This window comes from Sphingomonas endophytica (assembly GCF_014199415.1).
Lineage (GTDB): Bacteria > Pseudomonadota > Alphaproteobacteria > Sphingomonadales > Sphingomonadaceae > Sphingomonas > Sphingomonas endophytica.
Map to the genome: position 1 here is coordinate 87,419 of NZ_JACIJN010000011.1, position 19,558 is coordinate 106,976.

General features: G+C 69.1%; 22 protein-coding genes. 7 read left to right on the forward strand and 15 right to left on the reverse strand.

The window, feature by feature from the left end:
* The first annotated feature begins 237 nt into the window (after nucleotides 1-237).
* Together FHS97_RS15395 and FHS97_RS15400 are read left to right on the forward strand one after the other, a co-directional pair.
* A complete protein-coding gene (locus tag FHS97_RS15395) occupies nucleotides 238-2,250 on the forward strand; it encodes an SPOR domain-containing protein (RefSeq protein ID WP_184040005.1) in 2,013 nt (670 codons plus the stop codon).
* Between the two features lies 1 nt (nucleotide 2,251).
* Nucleotides 2,252-3,415 (forward strand): deoxyguanosinetriphosphate triphosphohydrolase, encoded by a 1,164-nt coding sequence (locus FHS97_RS15400; RefSeq protein ID WP_184040008.1) that lies wholly within the window; start codon nucleotides 2,252-2,254, stop codon nucleotides 3,413-3,415.
* 232 nt (nucleotides 3,416-3,647) lie between these two features.
* Here FHS97_RS15400 and FHS97_RS15405 read toward each other — a convergent pair whose 3' ends face one another.
* Entirely contained in the window at nucleotides 3,648-3,941 is a 294-nt protein-coding gene (locus FHS97_RS15405; RefSeq protein ID WP_184040010.1) for a hypothetical protein, read from the reverse strand.
* Nucleotides 3,942-4,096: 155 nt separating this feature from the next.
* On the opposite strand from FHS97_RS15405, the gene argS reads away from it, so the two are divergent.
* Nucleotides 4,097-5,824, forward strand: a complete 1,728-nt coding sequence (gene argS / locus FHS97_RS15410) for an arginine--tRNA ligase (RefSeq protein WP_184040013.1) — start codon at nucleotides 4,097-4,099, stop codon at nucleotides 5,822-5,824.
* Nucleotides 5,824-6,558 (forward strand): SPOR domain-containing protein, encoded by a 735-nt coding sequence (locus FHS97_RS15415; RefSeq protein WP_184504223.1) that lies wholly within the window; start codon nucleotides 5,824-5,826, stop codon nucleotides 6,556-6,558. The genes argS and FHS97_RS15415 overlap by 1 nt, the downstream gene beginning before the upstream one ends.
* Here FHS97_RS15415 and FHS97_RS15420 read toward each other — a convergent pair.
* The gene (locus FHS97_RS15420) at nucleotides 6,548-7,420 is read right to left on the reverse strand and encodes a MipA/OmpV family protein (RefSeq protein WP_184040016.1); all 873 of its coding nucleotides are present in this window, start codon (nucleotides 7,418-7,420) and stop codon (nucleotides 6,548-6,550) included. The two genes, FHS97_RS15415 and FHS97_RS15420, sit on opposite strands and share 11 nt — an antisense overlap.
* Before the next feature lie 229 nt (nucleotides 7,421-7,649).
* Here FHS97_RS15420 and FHS97_RS15425 point away from each other — a divergent pair, with 229 nt between their 5' ends.
* Complete coding sequence (locus tag FHS97_RS15425; RefSeq protein WP_184040020.1) at nucleotides 7,650-8,663, forward strand: glycoside hydrolase family 3 protein; 1,014 nt, start codon at nucleotides 7,650-7,652, stop codon at nucleotides 8,661-8,663.
* A gap of 319 nt (nucleotides 8,664-8,982) precedes the next feature.
* Here FHS97_RS15425 and accC read toward each other — a convergent pair whose 3' ends face one another.
* Genes accC through aroQ form a run of 3 tightly spaced genes read right to left on the reverse strand, consistent with a single transcriptional unit; the run spans nucleotide 8,983 to nucleotide 11,296 of the window.
* Nucleotides 8,983-10,332, reverse strand: a complete 1,350-nt coding sequence (gene accC / locus FHS97_RS15430) for an acetyl-CoA carboxylase biotin carboxylase subunit (protein ID WP_184040023.1) — start codon at nucleotides 10,330-10,332, stop codon at nucleotides 8,983-8,985.
* Nucleotides 10,333-10,336: 4 nt separating this feature from the next.
* A complete protein-coding gene (gene accB / locus FHS97_RS15435) occupies nucleotides 10,337-10,822 on the reverse strand; it encodes an acetyl-CoA carboxylase biotin carboxyl carrier protein (RefSeq protein ID WP_184040026.1) in 486 nt (161 codons plus the stop codon).
* A 39-nt stretch (nucleotides 10,823-10,861) separates the two neighbouring features.
* The gene (gene aroQ, locus FHS97_RS15440; protein WP_184040029.1) at nucleotides 10,862-11,296 is read right to left on the reverse strand and encodes a type II 3-dehydroquinate dehydratase; all 435 of its coding nucleotides are present in this window, start codon (nucleotides 11,294-11,296) and stop codon (nucleotides 10,862-10,864) included.
* A gap of 74 nt (nucleotides 11,297-11,370) precedes the next feature.
* On the opposite strand from aroQ, the gene thiS reads away from it, so the two are divergent.
* Together thiS and FHS97_RS15450 are read left to right on the forward strand one after the other, a co-directional pair.
* Nucleotides 11,371-12,378 carry a sulfur carrier protein ThiS gene (gene thiS, locus FHS97_RS15445; protein ID WP_184040032.1) on the forward strand — a complete coding sequence of 336 codons (1,008 nt, stop codon included), beginning with the start codon at nucleotides 11,371-11,373 and terminating at the stop codon, nucleotides 12,376-12,378.
* 83 nt (nucleotides 12,379-12,461) lie between these two features.
* Entirely contained in the window at nucleotides 12,462-12,644 is a 183-nt protein-coding gene (locus FHS97_RS15450; RefSeq protein ID WP_184040035.1) for a CsbD family protein, read from the forward strand.
* A gap of 247 nt (nucleotides 12,645-12,891) precedes the next feature.
* On the opposite strand, the gene FHS97_RS15455 is transcribed toward FHS97_RS15450, so the two are convergent.
* The 10 genes from FHS97_RS15455 to FHS97_RS15500 all read right to left on the reverse strand — a co-directional run bounded on the left by FHS97_RS15455 (nucleotide 12,892) and on the right by FHS97_RS15500 (nucleotide 19,558).
* Nucleotides 12,892-13,485, reverse strand: a complete 594-nt coding sequence (locus FHS97_RS15455; protein ID WP_184040038.1) for an exopolysaccharide biosynthesis protein — start codon at nucleotides 13,483-13,485, stop codon at nucleotides 12,892-12,894.
* Nucleotides 13,486-13,851: 366 nt separating this feature from the next.
* On the reverse strand, nucleotides 13,852-14,190 hold the full coding sequence (grxD, locus tag FHS97_RS15460) for a Grx4 family monothiol glutaredoxin (RefSeq protein ID WP_184040041.1): 339 nt from the start codon (nucleotides 14,188-14,190) through the stop codon (nucleotides 13,852-13,854).
* A gap of 37 nt (nucleotides 14,191-14,227) precedes the next feature.
* Nucleotides 14,228-14,461 carry a BolA family protein gene (locus tag FHS97_RS15465; RefSeq protein WP_184040044.1) on the reverse strand — a complete coding sequence of 78 codons (234 nt, stop codon included), beginning with the start codon at nucleotides 14,459-14,461 and terminating at the stop codon, nucleotides 14,228-14,230.
* A 5-nt stretch (nucleotides 14,462-14,466) separates the two neighbouring features.
* A complete protein-coding gene (locus FHS97_RS15470; protein ID WP_184040047.1) occupies nucleotides 14,467-14,790 on the reverse strand; it encodes a DUF1476 domain-containing protein in 324 nt (107 codons plus the stop codon).
* A gap of 60 nt (nucleotides 14,791-14,850) precedes the next feature.
* Nucleotides 14,851-15,852, reverse strand: a complete 1,002-nt coding sequence (locus FHS97_RS15475) for an NADPH:quinone oxidoreductase family protein (RefSeq protein WP_184040050.1) — start codon at nucleotides 15,850-15,852, stop codon at nucleotides 14,851-14,853.
* Nucleotides 15,815-16,444: a 3-isopropylmalate dehydratase small subunit gene (gene leuD, locus FHS97_RS15480; RefSeq protein ID WP_184040053.1), complete on the reverse strand. Its 630-nt coding sequence runs from the start codon at nucleotides 16,442-16,444 to the stop codon at nucleotides 15,815-15,817. The genes FHS97_RS15475 and leuD overlap by 38 nt, the downstream gene beginning before the upstream one ends.
* Nucleotides 16,445-16,568: 124 nt before the next feature.
* Nucleotides 16,569-17,999 carry a 3-isopropylmalate dehydratase large subunit gene (gene leuC, locus FHS97_RS15485; RefSeq protein WP_184040056.1) on the reverse strand — a complete coding sequence of 477 codons (1,431 nt, stop codon included), beginning with the start codon at nucleotides 17,997-17,999 and terminating at the stop codon, nucleotides 16,569-16,571.
* Between the two features lie 72 nt (nucleotides 18,000-18,071).
* Complete coding sequence (locus FHS97_RS15490; protein ID WP_184040059.1) at nucleotides 18,072-18,449, reverse strand: nucleotidyltransferase domain-containing protein; 378 nt, start codon at nucleotides 18,447-18,449, stop codon at nucleotides 18,072-18,074.
* Nucleotides 18,446-18,859: an HI0074 family nucleotidyltransferase substrate-binding subunit gene (locus tag FHS97_RS15495; RefSeq protein ID WP_184040061.1), complete on the reverse strand. Its 414-nt coding sequence runs from the start codon at nucleotides 18,857-18,859 to the stop codon at nucleotides 18,446-18,448. Before FHS97_RS15495 ends, FHS97_RS15490 begins: the two co-directional genes overlap by 4 nt.
* Nucleotides 18,860-18,871: 12 nt before the next feature.
* The gene (locus FHS97_RS15500) at nucleotides 18,872-19,558 is read right to left on the reverse strand and encodes a glutathione S-transferase family protein (protein WP_184040063.1); all 687 of its coding nucleotides are present in this window, start codon (nucleotides 19,556-19,558) and stop codon (nucleotides 18,872-18,874) included.

Consider the following 19,558-nt stretch of genomic DNA (forward strand, 5'->3'; position numbering starts at 1 on the left):
TCCGATCGGCGGCGGGGCGCGGTTCGGCCGCGCACCGCCGCTCAGGCTCGCTTCGTCGCAGGCGGGTCGGCCGCATCATTGCCGGTTCATGCCCGAGCGGCTCTATGGCGCGATGACCGAGCGTCCGTCCGCCCTCGTCGCCCCCGGGTCCGTGGTCGCGGACGCGGCGATCGCGTCGCCCATATCCTTTTCCGGTCCGTCCGGCCCCGTCGCGGGCTGCGGCGGGGAGCTTTACGCATGACCCATGTCCCTCGATCGCGATCGGGACGTTTCCACCTCGCCGGTTGCTTGGCGGTGGTGCTCGCCGCCGGCCCGCTGACGGGGGCGGGGCGTGCGGCGGCGCAGGAAGTGGTCGCGACGCCCAACCCCGATGCCGACCGGCTCGCCGATGTCGTGCGCAGGCTGGGGAGCGCGCCGCGCGATCTTTCCGCGTTGATCGAGGCGGGCGATCTGTCGTTCGCGCTGGGCGACGCCACCGCGGCCGCGGCGCTCTACAAGCGGGCCGAGGCGATCGATCCCAACAACGGCCGCGTGGAGGCGGGGATCGCGCGCATCCTCGTCAACGGCGAGCGGCCGGGCGAGGCGCTGCGCTATTTCGAGCAGGCGCAGCGCCACGGCGCGCCGATGCCGCAATATGCCGATGACCGCGGCCTCGCCTACGACCTGATCGGCGAGCAGGAGCGCGCCCAGCAGGATTACCGGCTAGCGCTGGCGCAGGGCGGGCGCGAGGCGGCCAAGGAGGACGAGATCCGTCGCCGGCTGGCGCTGTCGCTGGGCATTTCGGGGCGGCAGGAGGAAGCGCTGGCGCAGATCGAGCCGTTGCTGCGGCGCCAGGATCGCGGCGCGTGGCGCGCGCGGGCGTTCATCCTCGCGATGAACGGCGACGTTTCGGGCGCGAACAAGATCGCCACCAGCATGATGCCGCGCGGGATGGCCGGTGGGCTGGCAGCGTTCTTCCAGCGGCTGCCGACGCTCTCGCCGGTCGATCGCGCCTTTGCGGTCCATTTCGGCGAGGTCGCGCCGACTCCGGCGCGGCTCGCCGATGCGCGGATGGTCCCGCCGCTGACGCCGCTCGCCGGCACGCCCGCGCGCACGCAGCTCGCTTCGGTGACGCCGACCGTCCAGCCGCTGCCCACGGCGCAGAAGAAGCTGTCGCGCAGCGAACAGCGCCGCCGCGACCGCGCCGAGGCGCAGCTGGCGGCGGCGAACACGCGCGCGCCGGTGCCGGCTCAGACCCCGACACCTGCGCCGGTCGTTGCCGCGGCCACGCCACGGTCGGTCCCGACGCCGACTCCGGCGCCGCAAATGGCCCGGACGCCGATTGCGACGCCGCAGCCGGAGTCGCAGCAGCCGGCCCGGACGGCTGCGAGTGCGCCGGTCGCGGTCGCGCAGACCCAGCCGCTTCCGACGCACCCGGTGACCCCCGCGCCGCAACTCGCCGCTGCGACCACCACGCCGCCGCAGCCGGCGGTGACGCACCGTGCCCCACCGTTGCGGGTCAGCCCGCCGCGGATCAGCGAGGATTCGATCCTCGCGCGGATCGTTGCGGGCATCTCGGTCCCCGCCGCCGAGCTGGGCGTCGCGCCGATGCCGGGCGCGCAGCGCGTGCCGGTGGTCGCCCCGCCGGCGCCCGCCGCCGCGACGCTCGACGAGGCCGCGCAGACCGCCGAGCGCAACGCGGCCGCGGACGAGCAGAAGCGCCCGAAGCTCGCCGCCGCCAAGCGCCTTTCGCAAAAGGCGGTCGCCGCCGCGGAGGAGCCGGAAGAGAAGCCCGCTGCGAAGCCACCCGGTCGGGCGGCGCGGGCCAAGGAACTCGCCGCTGAGAAGGGGCGCAAGCAGGTCGCTGCGGACGATAATGCGGAGAAGCCGGCCGCCAAGCCGCTCGATCGCAAGGCGCGCGCGAGGGAACTCGCCGCCGAAAAGGCCAGGAAGGAGGCTGCCGCCAAGGAAGCCGCCGAGAAGAAGGCCGCGCGCGCCGAGCCCGAGCGGATCTGGGTGCAGGTCGCCAGCGGCGCCAATGAGGGCGATCTGCCCAAGGCGTGGAAGAACGTGCAGGGCAAGGCCGACGCCTTGGCCGGCAAGCGCGCCTATTCGGTGTCGAACCGCGCCACCAACCGGCTGGTCACCGGCCCCTACAAGACCGAGGCCGAGGCGCGCGCGATGGTCAACACGCTCAAGAAGCAGGGATTGTCCGCCTTCACCTTCACCAGCGAGGCCGGGCAGAAGATGACGAAGCTGGGCGGCAAGTAACATGGCCGCGCGCGCGCCGTGGGCGGCCGATCCGGCGCGCAGCCGCGGGCGGCTCCACCCCGAGGAAAGCGCCGACCGCGGTCCGCGCGACGCGTTCCAGCGCGACCGCGACCGGATCATCCATTCGATCAGCTTCCGCCGCCTCCGCCACAAGACGCAGGTGTTCCTCGCGCCGGACGGCGACCATTTTCGCGTCCGCCTGACCCACAGCCTCGAGGTCGCGCAGATCGGCCGGACGATCGCGCGCGTGCTGGGGCTCAACGAGGATCTGACCGAGGCCTTGTGTCTCGCGCACGACATCGGCCACCCGCCGTTCGGCCATGCCGGCGAGGATGCGCTGCGGCAGGCGATGGGCGCGGCGGGCGGGTTCGATCACAACGGGCATACGCTGCGCACGCTGATGCGGATCGAGCGCCCCTATCCGCGCTGGCCGGGGCTCAACCTGACGTGGGAGACGCTCGAAGGACTCGCCAAACACAACGGCCCGATCGCGGTCCCGGCTTGGGCGCTGGCGGAGGCGGATGCGGAGGCAGCGCTGGAGCTGACCAGCCATGCGTCGCTGGAGGCGCAGGTCGCGGCGCTGGCCGACGACATCGCCTATGACAATCACGACATCGACGATGGGCTGCGCGCCGGGCTGCTGACGCTCGATCAGATCGCGGCGGTGCCGCTGGTCGCGGACGGCTGGCGGCGGGTGACCGCGCGCTTCGCGGACGTGCCGCACGAGCGGCTGGCCGGCGAGCTGATCCGCAGCCAGATCGGCGCGATGGTCAACGACCTGATCGCCGAATCACGCGCGCGGATCGCGACGGCGGGGGTGGCGAGCGTCGAGGACGTGCGTGCGGCGGGACGGGCGTTGATCGGCTTCTCGCCCGCGATGGCGTCCGCCGAGCGCGAGTTGAAGCGATTCATGTACGCCAATCTCTATCATCACCCACGGCAACTGGCGGCGGCGGGCGCGGCGCAGCGCGTGGTGTCGGGGCTGTTCGCCGCCTATCGCGACGATCCCCGCCTGTTGCCGGAGGAATGGCGCGATCGGCTGCCCGGGAGCGAGCCGGGGATCAGCCGACACATCGCCGATTTCATCGCGGGGATGACCGATCGCTACGCGATCTCGCGCTTTCGCGAGACGGTGGGTGCGATCGATCTGCCCGAAGGGTTCTGACCGGAAACGTCATTGCGAGCGTAGCGAAGCAATCCAGGGCATCCTGATCCGGCTCTGGATTGCTTCGCTGCGCTCGCAATGACGTGAACCTTTCGTCGTCCCGGACTTGATCCGGGACCCCGCTTCTTCTTCTGACCGTCGGCGAAAGAAGCGGGGTCCCGGGTCAAGCCCGGGACGACGAGCGATTTTAGCTAGCCGCCTCCCGGACCAGGTCCGGGATCACGACGTCAGCTCAATTCGCGGCGACCGCCACCGGCGCCAGCGGACGGGTGGTGCGGAACGAGACGTCGCGGCCGTTGGCCTGACCCGAAACGCGCGTGCCCTTGACGGTCAGGCGGAAGCGGCTGTTGCTGCTGCCGACCTCATGCCCCTGGATCAGCGTAGTGCCGTCCTCGTTCGGGGTCAGCGAATAGACATAGGTGTGGCCGTCGCGGGTGAAGCTGCGCTCGGCCGGCGTGGTAGCGGCGGCGGCGACGGCGGGAAGCAGCGCGGCGGCGGTCAGGACGAGAGCGATCGAGGAGCGCATGTGACGTTTCCCTGTCTGGAGTTGATGCGCTGCAACATCCATGCTGCGCTGCAACAGCGCAATTGTCGGTCGCGCATTCGTCGTTGCGGCTGCTGCAATTAGCGGTCGTGCCGGTGCATTTTGCGTCCGCGCCGCCCTTCGGCTAAGCGGCGCGCATGACGCTCTTCACCCGTTTCACCGCCCATGTCGACGCTGCGCTCGACGCGCTGACCGCCGCCGGCACGCTCCCCGCCGATCTCGACCGCCGCAACGTCACGGTCGAGCCGCCGCGCGACGCGACGCACGGCGATCTGGCGACCAACGCCGCGATGGTGCTCGCCAAGCCGGCAGGCACCAACCCGCGCGCGCTGGCCGAGGCGCTGGCAGGCGAGCTGCGCGCGCTGCCCGAAGTCGCCGAGGTGTCGGTCGCCGGGCCGGGGTTCATCAACCTGCGGCTCCACGACGACGTGTGGCGCGAGGAGATCGCGACGATCGTCGGCGAGGGCGCGGATTACGGGCGCTCGACGCGCGGACAGGGCGTGTCGGTGAACATCGAATATGTCTCCGCCAACCCGACCGGGCCGATGCACATGGGGCATTGCCGCGGCGCGGTGGTCGGCGATGCGCTCGCCAGCCTGCTCGAATTCGCGGGCAACAAAGTGATCCGCGAATATTACGTCAACGACGCCGGCGGGCAGGTCGACGTGCTCGCGCGCTCGGCGCACGTTCGCTATCGCGAGGCGCTCGGCGAGGATGTCGGCGCGATCCCCGAGGGGCTGTATCCGGGCGATTACCTGGTGCCGGTCGGGCAGGCGCTCGCGCAGGAGTTCGGCGACCGTTATGCGGCCGCGCCCGAGTCCGAATGGCTGGCGCTGTTCCGCACCCGCGCGGTCGCGGCGATGCTGGTGCTCATCAAGGACGATCTCGCGCTGCTCGGCATCCACCACGACATCTTCTCCTCGGAGGCCGAGTTGCAGGCGGCGAAGAAGCCCGAGGCGGCCGAGGCGGTGCTGCGCGCGCGCGACCTGATCTACGACGGCGTCCTCGAAGCCCCGAAGGGCGAGACGCCCGACGACTGGGAGCCGGTCGAACTGCCGCTGTTCCGCTCGACGCAGTTCGGCGACGATCAGGATCGCCCGATCCGCAAGTCGAACGGCAGCTGGACCTATTTCGGCGCCGATATGGCCTATCACTTCCAGAAGGCCGCGGGCGCCGACCAGCTGATCGACATCTGGGGCGCGGACCATGCCGGCACCGTCAAGCGCATCCAGGCTGCGGTCGCCGCGCTGACCGAGGGCAAGACGCGCTTCGATGTGAAGCTGGTCCAGATGGTGCGGCTGCTGCGCGGCGGCGAGCCGGTCAAGATGTCGAAGCGCGCCGGCAATTTCGTGACGCTGGCCGATGTCGTGCGCGAGGTCGGCAAGGACGTGGTGCGCTTCACGATGCTGACGCGGCGGTCGGACGCGCAGATGGACTTCGACTTCGCCAGGGTCGTCGAGGCGTCGAAAGAGAATCCGGTCTTCTACGTGCAGTACGCGCACGCCCGCGTCCATTCGCTCCACCGGCGGGCCGCCGAGGCGGGGATTGCGGCCGATGGCGCCGATCTGTCCCGGCTTGATACGGAAGAGCTGGCGCTGGTGCGGCTCGCCAGCCAGTTCCCGCGCGTGGTGGAGACGGCGGCGGCGGCGCGCGAGCCGCATCGCATCGCCTTTTATCTCTATGATCTGGCGGCGGAATTCCACTCGTTGTGGAACGCCGGCAACGACCGGCCCGACCGGCGCTTCCTGGTGCCCGACGATCACGCCGTCACCGCGGCACGGCTGGCGCTCGCCGCCGCGATCGGCCAGATCATCCGAAACGGCCTCGCCATCATGGGGGTAGAGGCGGTGGCGGAGATGCACTGATGCGTGAGGGGGAGCCGATCGGCCGGATGAGCGATGCGGATCGCCTGCCGTGGCTCGATACCGTCGAGGCCGACGATCCCTATGCGGTGCCCGTCGGGCGGATCGTCGCCTTGGTCGCGGTCGGCCTGCTGGTGCTCGGCGCGATCCTGTTCGGGCTATACCGCTGGCAGTTCGCGGGCAGCGGCGGCGACGGGCGGCTGATCGCCGCGCCGGCCGGCGACTATAAAATCCGCCCCGACGAGCCCGGCGGGATGAAGGTGATCGGCGAGGGCGATTCGGCGATCGCCGCCAGCGCCGGCAGTCACACCGACGCCGCGATCGATCTCGCCCAGGTGCCTGAAGCACCGGTGGCGCGCGCGACGGCGCCGGCAGCGAGCCCCAGCACGACCGCGAGCGGCGCACCGACCGCCAGCGTCGCGGTGCCGCAGGCTGCCGCGCCGCTGCGCGCGCAACGCCCGGTCAGCGCACCCGCGACGCAAGTGTCGGGCGCGGCGTCGGGCGGGGCGATGGTCCAGCTCGGCGCTTTCCCCAGCCAGGCGGTCGCGAACGGCGCATGGAGTCAGATCGCGCGCCGCTTCGGCTATGTGGCGACGCTGGAGAAGATCGTGCAGCCCGCGGTGGTGAAGGGCAAGACCGTCTATCGGCTGCGCGTCAACGCCGGCACCGCCGCCACCGCCGCCGATCTCTGCGCCCGGCTGAAGCTGGCCGGCGAGGGCTGTTTCGTCACCGGATGAGCCGGAAGATGCCGCGATCAGGCAGCCGCACCGAGAAGGTGTAATGCATCCCAATCGCGACCTGGAGCTGCGTCGCCGAATCGACGCGGCGGATGATCGGTGAATCGGCGGCGCCACCGACCAGCCGTTCGTAGGTCACGTTCGCCTCGACGCCCCAATGGCGTGAAATCTCCTTCGACGCGCTGCCGGTCAGCGCCAGCGAGCGCAGCCCGGCCTTGGGGGTGTAGCGCTGCAATCCCGTCGCCGCGGCGGCGCGATCGTCGACCCCGAACCACGCGCGCTGATATCGTCCGTCGCCGAGCAGCACGCGCGGGCCCAGCGACACCAGCCAGTCGTCGCCATCGCGGCGGACGTAATCCATCCCGAGCTGACTGATCCAGCCGTTGTGGCCGTTGACCCCTTTGCGCACGTCGCCGCGCCAGCGGACCTGATCGCCGGTCCATGTCTCGATCGAACCGCCCAGTTCCAGCGTCCGCCCGATGCCCGGCAGGCCGGGGACCAGATCGTTGCCGCGCCGTCGCCCTTCACGGCGCAGCGCGATCGCATATTCGGTGCGCCCGCGCCGGAGCAGCGTCAGGTTCGTCCCGTCGTCGGGCGCGCCGAACGCGAACGGCGTGTCGCCGCGCGTTCGCGAAAGGCTGAACCACGGGCTCAGCCGGCGCTGGTCGTCGCCGGGGAACCACGGCTGCCACTGCGGGCCGGCGGCGACCTGCACGCGCATCGGGACGCGCGGCGGGGGAACGTCGTCGGGGGTGGTGGATTGCAGCGCGCCGGGATCGGCCGGCGGCGGCGCGTCCTGCGCCAGCGCGGCATGCGGCAGGGCAGCGACGATGAGGCAAGCCAGGCAACCCGAAACGCGCATCGTCTTCTCCTGCAATCGTCACCCAAAGCGCTTCCCGGCCCGCCGGCATCACCCTGACCGTTCGTGCTGAGCCTGTCGAAGCACGTGCCCGTTCCCCCGCCCTTCGACAAGCTCAGGACGAACGGCAGGTGTGGGTCGACGGCCCGACATCGGCGCCCATAGCTAGGCCGGACGCGCGGACTTCCAAAGCCATTTCCTCCACGCCACGTTCCGCCCTAGAAGCGCGGGCATGAAGCCTGTGATCTTCGGCCTTTCCGGCCCCGTCCTCACCGCGGCGGAACGCGCCTTCTTCCACGCGGTGCGCCCTGCCGGCTACATCCTGTTCCGCCGCAACGTCGAGACGCGCGCGCAGCTGCGCGCGCTCACCGATTCGCTGCGCGAACTGGAAGGGCGCGACGATGTCGCGATCCTCGTCGATCAGGAGGGCGGACGCGTCGCGCGGCTCGGACCGCCGGAATGGCCGGCGTTTCCCGCCGGCCCCGATTTCGACCGGCTCTACGAACTGGCGCCGATGTCGGGGATCGAGGCGGCGCGCGCCAATGGCCATGCGCTGGGGCTGATGCTGTCGGAGGTCGGGATCACCGTCGACTGCCACCCGATCCTCGACGTCGCGCGCCCCGAGACGACCGAGGCGATCACGTCGCGCGCCTTCGGGCACGAGCCGATGCGCGTCGCGGCGATGGGCCGTGCGACGCTGGAAGGGCTGGCGGCGGGCGGCGTGGTCGGGGTGGTCAAGCACATGCCGGGGCACGGCCGCGCGCTGCTCGACACGCATTACCACCTGCCGACCGTCACCGCCTCGGCGGCGGAGCTGGAAGACGACCTCGCGCCCTTCCGCACGCTGGCGCACGCGTCGATGGGGATGACCAGCCATATCGTCTATCAGGCCTGGGACGCCGAGCGGCCCGCGACGCTGTCACCGGTGGTGATCGAGGAAGTGATCCGCGGGCGGATCGGCTTCGACGGGCTGTTGATGACCGACGACATCGACATGAAGGCGCTATCCGGCTCGGCAGGTGACAAGGCGGCGGGGGCGATCGCGGCGGGGTGCGACGTCGTGCTCGATTGCTGGGCGCGGATGGCGGAGATGGAGGAGATCGCCGCGCGGCTGGGCGACATCACGCCGGCGGCGCGCGAGCGGCTCGACCGCGCGATGGCGGGGCGGGTGGCGCCGACGGGCGACATGGCCGCGCTGGTCGACAAGCGCGACCGGTTGCTGGGGCTGATCGAGGGGCGAGGCTGACGCGGTTGATCCGGCTGAGACAATCGGCATCGCTGCAAGATGACCGTCGCCCCGGACTTGATCCGGGGCCCCGCTTCTTCAGGCGAATCGCTCGAAAAGGTCGAGCCAGTCGGGATTGTCGCGCTCTATCGTCGTTTACCCCTCCCCTTCAGGGGAGGGGCAAGGGGTGGGGCGTGTCTCACCGAGACCATTCTTCGTGACTTCCCCACCCCAACCCCTCCCCTGAAGGGGAGGGGCTCGATGTCGTGCCGCGATACCGATCGGCCATGGGCGACGTAGATTGGAGAAAGTAACCGGAAGAATACGGGTGAAAGCTATCTCACCCCTGCCTGGCCAGCCATTCCTCCAGCCACTTGATCGTATACGCCCCCTCGCGGAACTCGGGATCGTCGAGCAGCGCCTGATGCAACGGGATGGTGGTCTTCATCCCCTCGATCACGAACTCCTCCAGCGCGCGGCGCAGGCGGCGCAGCGCGCCTTCGCGGGTGGTGCCGTAGACGATCAGCTTGGCGATCATGCTGTCGTAATAAGGCGGCACCTTATAGCCCGCGTAGAGCCCCGAATCGACGCGGACGTGCATCCCGCCCGGCGCGTGATATTGCTTCACCAGCCCCGGCGACGGCGCGAAGGTGCGCGGGTCCTCGGCGTTGATGCGGCATTCGATCGCATGGCCGCGGAACACCACGTCTTCCTGACGCAGCGTCAGCGGATGCCCCTCGGCGATGCGGATCTGTTCGCGGACCAGATCCAGCCCGGTGATCGCCTCGGTCACCGGATGCTCGACCTGCAGCCGGGTGTTCATCTCGATGAAGTAGAACTCGCCGTTTTCCCACAGGAACTCGATCGTCCCCGCACCGCGATACGCCATGTCGGCCATCGCCTTGGCGACGATCCCGCCCATCCGCTCGCGCTCTTCGGCGGTGATGACCGGGGAGGGAGCCTCCTCGACAACCTTCTGGTGGCGGCGCTGGAGCGAGCAATCGCGCTCGCCGAGGTGGATCGCCTGGCCGTTGCCGTCGCCGAACACCTGGAACTCGATGTGCCGCGGGTTCCCGAGGTATTTTTCCATGTAGACGGTCGCGTCGCCGAACGCCGCCTTCGCCTCGCTGCCCGCCTGCTGCATCAGCGTTTCGAGCTGGTCGGCGGACTGGCACACCTTCATGCCGCGCCCGCCGCCGCCGCTGGCGGCCTTGATGATGACCGGATAGCCGATCTCTTCCGCCAGCGCCTGCGCCTCCGCGACGTCATGGATCGCGCCGTCCGAGCCGGGCACCAGCGGCAGCCCGAGCGCGCCCGCGGTGCGCTTGGCCTCGACCTTGTCGCCCATCACGCGAATATGCTCGGGCTTCGGTCCGACGAAGATCAGATTATGCAGCTCGACGATCTCGGCGAACTTGGCGTTCTCGCTGAGAAAGCCATAGCCGGGGTGGATCGCGTCCGCGCCGCTGATCTCCGCGGCCGAAATGATGTTCGGGATGTTGAGATAGCTGTCGGTCGCGGCCGGCGGTCCGATGCAGATCGCCTCGTCCGCGAGCCGGACGTGCATCGCATCGGCGTCGGCGGTCGAGTGGACCGCGACGGTCTTGATGCCCATTTCGTGGCACGCGCGGTGAATGCGCAGCGCGATCTCGCCGCGGTTGGCGATCAGCAGTTTCTTGATCTGCGGCATCCGCTTACTCGACCACCACCAGCGGCTGGTCGAACTCGACCGGCTGGCCGTTGTCGACCAGGATCGCCTTGACGACGCCCGCCGACGGCGCGGTGATCGGGTTCATCACCTTCATCGCCTCGACGATCAGCAGCGTGTCGCCCGCCGCGACGCTCTGCCCGACGCTCGAGAACGGCTTCGCGCCCGGCTCGGCGGCGAGATAAACGGTGCCGACCATCGGTGAGCGCACCGCATTGGCATCCGACGGCGCGGACGGCCCCGCGACATCCACCTGCGGGGCGGCCGGAGCCGCGGCCGCGGCGGGCGCCGGCGCATAATGCATCGTGGGCGCGGCGTTGACCGCCGCCGCCTTGCGCGCGACGCGGATCTTGCGATCGCCGTCCTCGACCTCGATCTCGGTCAGCTGCGTGGTGTCGAGCAGCTCGGCGAGCTGGCGGACCAGATCGACATCGACCTGCATCGACCCGCTATTGTGTGAAATGTCAGCCATTGAACCCCAATTATCCCTGACCTTTGGTCGCGGCTCCTGTCAGAAGCGCGCCGCGGCTTCAAGCGCGAGCTGGTACGACAGTGCGCCGAAACCGGCAATGCTGCCCTTCGCGGCGCGTCCGACGAAGGAGACATGCCGAAACGCCTCGCGCGTATGCGGGTTCGACAGATGCACCTCGATCACCGGCGTCCTGATCGCCTTGATCGCATCGTGAATCGCCACCGATGTATGCGTGAACGCCGCGGCGTTGAGCAGCACCGCGCGCGCGTCATGCGCCTGCGCCTCGTGCAGCCAGTCGACCAGATGGCCCTCGTGGTTCGACTGGCGCATGTCGATCGTCAGCCCCAGCTCGCGCGCACGATCCTCCAGCGCCCCGGCGATATCGTCCAGCGTGTCGTGGCCATAGATGTCGGGCTCGCGCACGCCGAGCAGGTTCAGGTTCGGTCCGTTGAGGACATAGACAAGATCGGTCATCGCCGCGCACCATCGCACCCGGCGTCCGGTCACGCAACATTGCCCCCCGGCACGCGCGTGCCTAGATGACGCGCATGGCACATACCGATGGCACCATCACCATTTCCGTGAACGGCGAGCACAAGCGCGTGACCGCCGGGATCACCCTCGCCGAGCTGGCGGAGTCGCTCGGGCTGGTTCCCGAGAAGGTGGCGGTGGAACGCAACCTCGAGGTCGTGCCGCGCTCGACGCTGACGCAGGTGGTGGTCGAGGACGGCGACGAGCTGGAGATCGTCCACTTCGTCGGCGGCGGCGATCATGTCCAGCCGATCGCCGACGATGCCTGGACGGTCGCCGGCCGCACCTTCCGCTCGCGGCTGATCGTCGGCACCGGCAAGTACAAGGACTTCGCGCAGAACGCCGCGGCGGTTGCGGCATCGGGGGCGGAGATCGTCACGGTCGCGGTCCGCCGCGTCAACGTCAGCGATCCGAGTGCGCCGATGCTCACCGACTATATCGACCCGAAGAAGGTCACCTACCTTCCCAATACCGCCGGCTGTTTCTCCGCCGAGGACGCGATCCGCACGCTGCGGCTGGCGCGCGAGGCGGGCGGCTGGAATCTCGTCAAGCTCGAGGTGCTCGGCGAGGCGCGCACGCTCTATCCGAACATGCGCGAGACGCTGAAGGCGACCGAGGTGCTGGTCCGCGAAGGCTTCAAGCCGATGGTCTATTGCGTCGACGATCCGATCGCCGCCAAGCAGCTCGAAGAGGCGGGCGCGGTGGCGATCATGCCGCTGGGTGCGCCGATCGGCTCGGGGCTCGGCATCCAAAATCAGGTCACGATCCGGCTGATCGTCGAGGGCGCGAACGTGCCGGTGCTGGTCGATGCCGGAGTCGGGCAGGCGAGCGACGCGGCGGTGGCGATGGAGCTGGGCTGCGACGGCATCCTGATGAACACCGCGATCGCCGAGGCGAAAGACCCGGTGCTGATGGCCGCCGCGATGAAGGCCGCGGTCGAGGCCGGGCGGCTGGGCTATCGCGCCGGTCGCATGGGCAAGCGCCGCTATGCTGACCCGTCGAGCCCGCTGTCGGGATTGATCTAAAGAAAGGATTGTCCGGCCGTTACGGAACCGCGTCGTTGCAGCACCGTTCTGTCGTCACAGGGTTTCGAGCAAGGAGATCGACGATGGGCGAGCTGACCGACAAGATCAAGGGCAATGTCAACGAAGCGATCGGCAAGGTGAAGGAAGCCGTCGGCGACCATAACCGCGATCCCAACCTCGCCGCCGAAGGCAAGGCACAGCAGGCCGAAGGCAAGGGTGAGCAGTTCAAGGGCAAGGTCAAGGGCGCGCTCGGCGACGACATCTGACCGGGCCATTGCCTGATTGAGTTAGAGGCCGCTTCGTGAACAACGAGGCGGCCTTTTCTCTTGCCGTCATCCCGGACTTGATCCGGGATCCCGCTTCTTCTTTGCGATGGGAGCAAGAAGCGTGACCCCGGGTCAAGTCCGCGGTCACGGCCTTAGTGCCACGTCATTGCGAGTGCAGCGAAGCAATCCAGAGCGTCCTGCTCCGGCCCTGGATTGCTTCGCTGCGCTCGCGACGACGAAACGGGGCTCAATCCCGTCCGCTCCACAACCCCACACCGATCCCGACCGCCGCCATCGCCAGCACCGTCGCGACGATCATCAGCAACCCGTCGCGCACGGTGATCGCCAGCCCGAACGCCGCGATTGCCAGCATCGGCGCGGTGGTGGCGAGCGGCAGCAGCTCCAGTGGCGGTACCGCGCAGGCGAGCGCGATCACCCCGATCGCCGCCGCGCGTACGAACGGCCCGCGCGTCAGCGCCGGCAACCGCCCGTGGAACCAGCGATCCATGAACCGCGCGACCCCGCGCGTCTTTTTGACCGCCTTGCGCACCTTGTCCGCCGACACCGCACGCCGCCGCACGAAGCCCGGCAGCCACAGATGCTTGCGTCCCAACGCCATTTGCACCGCGATCAGCATGATGACCGCCGCCATCGCGGTCGGCAGGCCGGGAATGCTGCCGATCGGCGAAATGTCGATCAGTGGCATGACGATCAGCAACGGCCCGAAGCCGCGGGCGCCCAGCGCCTCGACGACATCGCCGACTGCTACCTCGTCCTGCTTGCCGGCGAGATCGTCGATCGCGTCGAGGATGTCGCCGACACTGTGAGGTTCGTCCGCCATCGCCGGTCAACCGACCAGCGCGGCGCAGGTTGCGGGACGTCGGGCCGAAGCCGCCCCTCCGTCTGACGAATTGGCGCTAACCCCGCCCGCGCTACGATCCCACATCAATTCCGGTCACAGCCAGCATCGGCACGGGGGCACCAGCTGGCGCAACGCTCGAGTTTGGCCCATTCAAGCTGAAGCGCGACCCCGGCGAACGCCGGGGCTGAATTGGGGGACGCTGATGATGTAGGCCACCCTTCATGTCGTTGGCCTTCCCGACTGGCCCCCCGCTTTCGCCGGGGTGACGATGGGAAACGGTTCAAGCCGGGCGGATCAAACTCCACCGCCATCGCCGGTCAGCCGACCGGCGCGGCGCGGATGGCCTTACGCCTGCGGTGCCGCCGCCGCGCCCGCCTTCTGGAACAGCTCGCCCAGCTCGCCGGCCTCGTACATCTCCATCATGATGTCCGATCCGCCGACGAACTCGCCACCGACATACAGCTGCGGGATCGTCGGCCAGTCCGAATAGCCCTTGATCCCCTGCCGGATCGCCTGATCCTGCAGCACGTCGACGCTCTCGAACTGCACGCCCAGCCGCTCGAGGATCGCGATCGCGCGGCTCGAAAAGCCGCATTGCGGGAACAGCGGCGAGCCCTTCATGAAGAGCACCACCGGGTTGCTCTTCACCAGCGCGTCGATGCGGGCGTTGGTATCGTCGGTCATATCGTCTTCCTTGCGAATGCGGTCGTGCGTCTCGCGCTTACTTCGGAACGGCGGTCGTCAACTGCAAGGCGTGGAGCACGCCGCCCATTCGCCCGCCCAGCGCGGCATAGACCGCCTGATGCTGTTTGACGCGTGGCAGCCCCGCGAACGATGCCGACACGACCCGCGCCGACCAGTGGTCGCCGTCGCCGGCCAGATCGGTCATCTCGACCTCGGCGTCGGGGATGCCGGCCTTGATGAGCGCGGCGATGTCGCTTCCTTCCATCGGCATCGGCGTTACTCCGGCTGCATCAGCTGGCGACGCGCCTCGACGGTCTGCTCCGCCAGCGCCTGCCGCACCGCCGCCTCGTCGACGTCGACGTTCGCCGCGGTCAGGTCGCCGTAGATCTTGCGGACCACGTCCTCGTCGCCGGCTTCCTCGAAATCGGCCTGCACCACCGCCTTGGCATAAGCGTCGGTTTCGGCGGGGGTCAGCTGCATCAGCTGCGCCGCCCATTGCCCGACCAGCCGGTTGCGGCGCGCGATGATCCGGAACGCCACTTCCTCGTCGCGGGCGAACTTGGCCTCGAATGCGCGCTCACGATCGTCGAAAAGGGTCATGCTGGCTCCAGTGCTCTCTGAGCGATGGATAGTGCGCGCCCCGCCGACATTCAACGTCACTCAGTCGGCGACGCGCACCACCAGCTTGCCGATCGCGCTGCGCTGACCCAATCGGGCGATCGCCGCGCCACCCTGTTCCAGCGGGAACACCTCGGTGACGCGCGGCGCGATCCGCCCCGCGGCCCACAAATCGAGCAGGTGCAGGATATGCGCGCGATTGGCGGCCGGCTCGCGCCCGGCGAACGCGCCCCAGAACACCCCGCATACGTCGCAGCTTTTGAGCAACGTCAGGTTGAGCGGCAGCTTGGGGATGCCGGCGGGGAAGCCGACCACCAGATAGCGTCCCTCCCAGCCGATCGCGCGCAGCGCCGGCTCGGCATAATCGCCGCCGACCGCGTCGTAGATCACCTGAAAGCCATGTGCGCCGCCGGCCTGTTTGAACCGCTCGGCCAGCGCCTTGGAGGCCGGCTTGCCGAACGGCGCGTGCGGATAGACGATCACCTCGTCGGCACCGGCATTGCGCACCGCCTGTGCCTTGTCCTCGCTCGACACCGCGCCGACCACCTGCGCGCCGAACGCCTTGGCCAGCTCGACCGCCGCCAGCCCGACCCCGCCCGCCGCGCCGAGCACCAGCACGCGGTCGCCTGCCTTCACGCGCCCGCGATCGACCAGCGCATGGATGCTGGTGGCATAGGTGAGCAGCAGCGCCGCGCCTTCCTCGAACCCTCGGCCGTCGGGCAGCGGATAGAGCGCATTGGCAGAGACGGCACGTCGCTCGGCGAGTCCACCCATCAGCACCGTGCCCATCACGCGGTCGCCGACGCGCCATTGCGTCACGCCCGCGCCGACCTCGGCGACGATGCCCGCGATGTCACCGCCGGGTGCGAAGGGGCGGGGCGGCTGGAACTGGTAGCGGTCCTCGATCACCAGCACGTCGGGATAGTTGATCGAACACGCCTTGATCGCGACCACCACCTCGCCCGCGCCGGCGACGGGATCGGGCATCTCGCCGACTTCCAGAGTTTCAGGTCCGCCCGGCGCCCTCGACAGCAAAGCCCGCATGTGCCGCATCTCTCCTGATCCAGGGCCGCTCGTCATCGAGCTGCTCCTCGAATTTCGAAATCGCGGTATCCTTTGCCAGCGTCAGCCCGACCTCGTCCAGCCCTTCCATCAGGCAGCGGCGCCGAAACGCGTCCAGCTCGAAGGGGAAGCGGTCCTGATAGGGCGTGGTGACGGTCATCGTCTCCAGATCGACCGTGACCGGATCGGTCTTCGCCACCTCGATCAGCCGGTCGACCGCTTCCTGCGGCAGCACGACCGGGACGATGCCGTTCTTGAACGCATTGCCCGAGAAGATGTCGGAGAAGCTCGGCGCGATCACTGCCTTGATGCCCATGTCGCCCAGCGCCCAGGCGGCATGTTCGCGGCTCGACCCGCAACCGAAATTGTCGCCCGCGATCAGGATCGGCGCGCCGGCGTAGCGCGGATCGTCGAAGATGTTGCCCGGCTGCGCGCGCACCGTCTCGAACGCACCCTTGCCCAGCCCCGAGCGCTTGATCGTCTTCAGCCAATGCGCCGGGATGATGACGTCGGTGTCGATATTCTTGGCACCCCAGGGATAGGCGCTGCCCGAAACGCGCGTGACCGGCTCCATCAGCGCGCCGGACGGCTGGCCGGGATCGCGGGGCGCGCGATCGCGGCATAAGCGGCGACCCCGCTCAGCACCGAGCCGGCGATCAGGAAAATGAATATCTTCTTCATGTCGCGTCCCCTTGTCCTCAACCCATCAGTTCGCGCACGTCGGCGAGCCGTCCGGTGATCGCCGCCGCCGCCGCCATTGCCGGCGACAACAAATGGGTGCGGGCGCCAGGTCCCTGACGACCCACGAAATTCCGGTTGCTGGTCGAGGCGCAGCGCTCGCCCGGCGGCACCTTGTCGGGGTTCATCGCCAGACACATCGAACAGCCCGGCTCGCGCCACTCGAACCCCGCTTCGGTGAAGATGCGGTCGAGCCCCTCGGCCTCGGCCTGCCGCTTGACCAGCCCCGACCCCGGCACGACCATCGCGCGCACGCCGTCCGCGACATGCCGCCCGCTCGCGACCCCGGCGGCGGCGCGCAGGTCCTCGATCCGGCTGTTGGTGCAGCTGCCGATGAAGACATGCTGGACCGGCACGTCCTGCATCCGCATCCCCGGCGTCAGCCCCATGTAATCGAGCGACTTCTGCGCCGCCTCGCGCTTCGACGGATCGGCGAAGCTGTCGGGGGCGGGGACGAATCCGGTGATCGGCACCACGTCTTCGGGGCTGGTGCCCCAGGTCAGCGACGGCGCGATGTCGGCGGCGTTGAGCACCACGCTTTTGTCGTAGCGCGCGCCGACATCGCTCGGCAGCGTCCGCCACCACGCGACCGCCTTGTCCCAGTCCGCGCCCTGCGGCGCGAGCGGGCGGCCCTTGAGATAGGCGAAGGTCGTCTCGTCGGGCGCGATCATCCCGGCGCGCGCGCCGCCCTCGATCGACATGTTGGCGACCGTCAGCCGCCCCTCGACCGACAGGTTGCGGATCACCTCGCCGGTGAATTCGATGACATAGCCGGTCCCGCCGGCCGCTCCGATCCTGCCGATGATCGCCAGCACGACGTCCTTGGCGCTGACCCCGAAGCCGAGCGTGCCGTCGACGCGCACTTCCATCGTCTTCGACGGCGACAGGATCAGCGTCTGCGTCGCCAGCACATGCTCGACCTCGCTGGTGCCGATCCCGAAGGCAAGCGCCCCCAGCGCGCCATGCGCCGAGGTATGGCTGTCGCCGCACACCATCGTCGTCCCCGGCAGCGTAAAGCCCTGTTCCGGCCCGACGACATGAACGATGCCCTGCTTCGCCGACAGCGCATCGATATAGGGCACGCCGAACTCGGCGACGTTCCGGCGCAGCGCCGCGAGCTGCTCCGCACCCTCGCGGTCGGCGATCGGCAGCTCGTTGCCGGCCGCATCGACGCGCGGCGTGGTCGGGAGATTGTGGTCGGGCACTGCGAGCGTCAGGTCGGGGCGCCGCACCCGCCGCCCGGCGGCGCGCAGCCCCTCGAACGCCTGCGGGCTGGTCACCTCATGGACGAGGTGCCGGTCGATATAGATCAGACAGGAACCATCGTCGCGACGCTCGACCACGTGAGCGTCCCAGACCTTCTCGTACAATGTGCGGGGAGCGGAGGACATGATCCGCGGCTGTTAACCGAAAAGCATCGCGCATCCAAGTTCAGGCGTAACAAAATGGCGTGCGGAGGGTAATTACGCGTGATACCAGTCGCTTCGCCCGTCGACCGGAATGAAGCGCGGCGCGGCGCGAAGGTCTTCGGCATCGAACAGCGGTCGCGCACTCTGCCGGACCGCGCGTCCGAACGAGTCGTCGGACAGCGCTGCATAGCTGGTCACATCGGCGAAGATGCTGAGATAGCTGTCGTCGAGCGCCCGCGCGATCCGCGTCACCACTGCGTCGTCGACCGCTCCGTCCATCACCAGATCCACGTCGGAGCCGGGGCGGGCGCTTCCGCTCGCACGCGATCCGAACACATCCACCCGGGTCACCGCTGGCACGAACGCGCCGAAGACCTTGAGCAATTCGTCGCGCTGCGCGGGAGTCAGCAGGATGTCCGCCGATCCGGTCACATCATCCGCCCCGGCAACGCATCGAACAGCGACAGGAAACGACCGGGGATAGGGGCGACCAGCGCGGCGAACACGGCGGGGTCATAGACGTGTGCCATGCGGTTGCGGCGCTCGATTGCCGCCGCCCAGCCATCGCCATCCTCGATCAGGCCGGCGCGCATCGCCTCGCGGATCGCTGGCAGCGGTGCGGCCGGCACGTCGATGCCGTCGCTGCGCAAACGCAGCGCCATTGTTTTCCAGCCCAGTTCGGCGGTGAGATTGAAGAACTGGATGAGCCCAGCCTCCTCCGCCTCGGTCAACGGCCGCGCGCGCCGGATCGCATCGGTGCGACGGAGCAACACAAGCGCCCGCGCATATTCGTCCAGCCGCTGCCGCCAGCGCGGCGTTGCGAGGTCGTCGCTATGAGGCACGTCCCTCATCGCTCAACGCTCGCGATGATCGGCAATAACGATTCCAACCGCAGCAACCTCCGCCTCATGCGCTTCTTCGCGGAACGTCTCCGCCAACGCGGCATCTTCCCACGCGCGCATCGCCGGCTGCTCCAGCATCCGCTTGACCCATTCTGCGCCCACCGCGCCGACGTCGATGCCATAGGTCCGCACCCGGAACACCACCGGCGCGAAGAACGCATCGACCGCACCGAAGCGCTCGCCCGTCAAAAACGGTCCGCCGAACCGCGTCAGCCCCTCGGTCCACAACTCCGCCAGCCGCGCCACATCACGCGCGAGTCGCGGCGAGGTGGCGTGCGGCGTCACGCGTTGCCCGACCGTCATCGTCCGCTCGCCCCGCAGCGCCCCGAACCCACCGTGCATCTCGGTCGCGGCGCACATCGCCCACGCCCGCGCGTCCGCGTCGGTCGGCCACACACCGTCATGCCGCTCACCGAGATACAGCGCGATGCCGAGCGAGTCCCACACCGTCAGCGCGCCGTCGATCAGCACCGGCACCTGCCCGGACGGCGAGAAGGCGCGAAACGCCTCGTAATTGTCCATCGACACGAACGGTTCGATGCGATCCTCGAACGCGATGCCGAGCGCCGTCATCAACACCCACGGCCGCAGCGACCAGCTCGAATAATTCCGGTTCGCGGTGATCAGCGTATAGGCCAT

What these genes read in the sequence shown, in the direction of transcription:
- FHS97_RS15395 (WP_184040005.1), top strand. Translation starts at nt 238, where the DNA reads ATGACCCATGTCCCTCGATCGCGATCGGGACGTTTCCACCTCGCCGGT.
- FHS97_RS15465 (WP_184040044.1), bottom strand. Translation starts at nt 14,461, where the DNA reads ATGCCGATGGAAGGAAGCGACATCGCCGCGCTCATCAAGGCCGGCATC.
- accB (WP_184040026.1), bottom strand. Translation starts at nt 10,822, where the DNA reads ATGGCTGACATTTCACACAATAGCGGGTCGATGCAGGTCGATGTCGAT.
- accC (WP_184040023.1), bottom strand. Translation starts at nt 10,332, where the DNA reads ATGCCGCAGATCAAGAAACTGCTGATCGCCAACCGCGGCGAGATCGCG.
- FHS97_RS15455 (WP_184040038.1), bottom strand. Translation starts at nt 13,485, where the DNA reads ATGGCGGACGAACCTCACAGTGTCGGCGACATCCTCGACGCGATCGAC.
- FHS97_RS15500 (WP_184040063.1), bottom strand. Translation starts at nt 19,558, where the DNA reads ATGGCCTATACGCTGATCACCGCGAACCGGAATTATTCGAGCTGGTCG.
- FHS97_RS15425 (WP_184040020.1), top strand. Translation starts at nt 7,650, where the DNA reads ATGAAGCCTGTGATCTTCGGCCTTTCCGGCCCCGTCCTCACCGCGGCG.
- FHS97_RS15450 (WP_184040035.1), top strand. Translation starts at nt 12,462, where the DNA reads ATGGGCGAGCTGACCGACAAGATCAAGGGCAATGTCAACGAAGCGATC.
- FHS97_RS15405 (WP_184040010.1), bottom strand. Translation starts at nt 3,941, where the DNA reads ATGCGCTCCTCGATCGCTCTCGTCCTGACCGCCGCCGCGCTGCTTCCC.
- thiS (WP_184040032.1), top strand. Translation starts at nt 11,371, where the DNA reads ATGGCACATACCGATGGCACCATCACCATTTCCGTGAACGGCGAGCAC.
- FHS97_RS15475 (WP_184040050.1), bottom strand. Translation starts at nt 15,852, where the DNA reads ATGCGGGCTTTGCTGTCGAGGGCGCCGGGCGGACCTGAAACTCTGGAA.
- argS (WP_184040013.1), top strand. Translation starts at nt 4,097, where the DNA reads ATGACGCTCTTCACCCGTTTCACCGCCCATGTCGACGCTGCGCTCGAC.
- FHS97_RS15470 (WP_184040047.1), bottom strand. Translation starts at nt 14,790, where the DNA reads ATGACCCTTTTCGACGATCGTGAGCGCGCATTCGAGGCCAAGTTCGCC.
- grxD (WP_184040041.1), bottom strand. Translation starts at nt 14,190, where the DNA reads ATGACCGACGATACCAACGCCCGCATCGACGCGCTGGTGAAGAGCAAC.
- leuD (WP_184040053.1), bottom strand. Translation starts at nt 16,444, where the DNA reads ATGGAGCCGGTCACGCGCGTTTCGGGCAGCGCCTATCCCTGGGGTGCC.
- aroQ (WP_184040029.1), bottom strand. Translation starts at nt 11,296, where the DNA reads ATGACCGATCTTGTCTATGTCCTCAACGGACCGAACCTGAACCTGCTC.
- leuC (WP_184040056.1), bottom strand. Translation starts at nt 17,999, where the DNA reads ATGTCCTCCGCTCCCCGCACATTGTACGAGAAGGTCTGGGACGCTCAC.
- FHS97_RS15400 (WP_184040008.1), top strand. Translation starts at nt 2,252, where the DNA reads ATGGCCGCGCGCGCGCCGTGGGCGGCCGATCCGGCGCGCAGCCGCGGG.
- FHS97_RS15420 (WP_184040016.1), bottom strand. Translation starts at nt 7,420, where the DNA reads ATGCGCGTTTCGGGTTGCCTGGCTTGCCTCATCGTCGCTGCCCTGCCG.
- FHS97_RS15415 (WP_184504223.1), top strand. Translation starts at nt 5,824, where the DNA reads ATGCGTGAGGGGGAGCCGATCGGCCGGATGAGCGATGCGGATCGCCTG.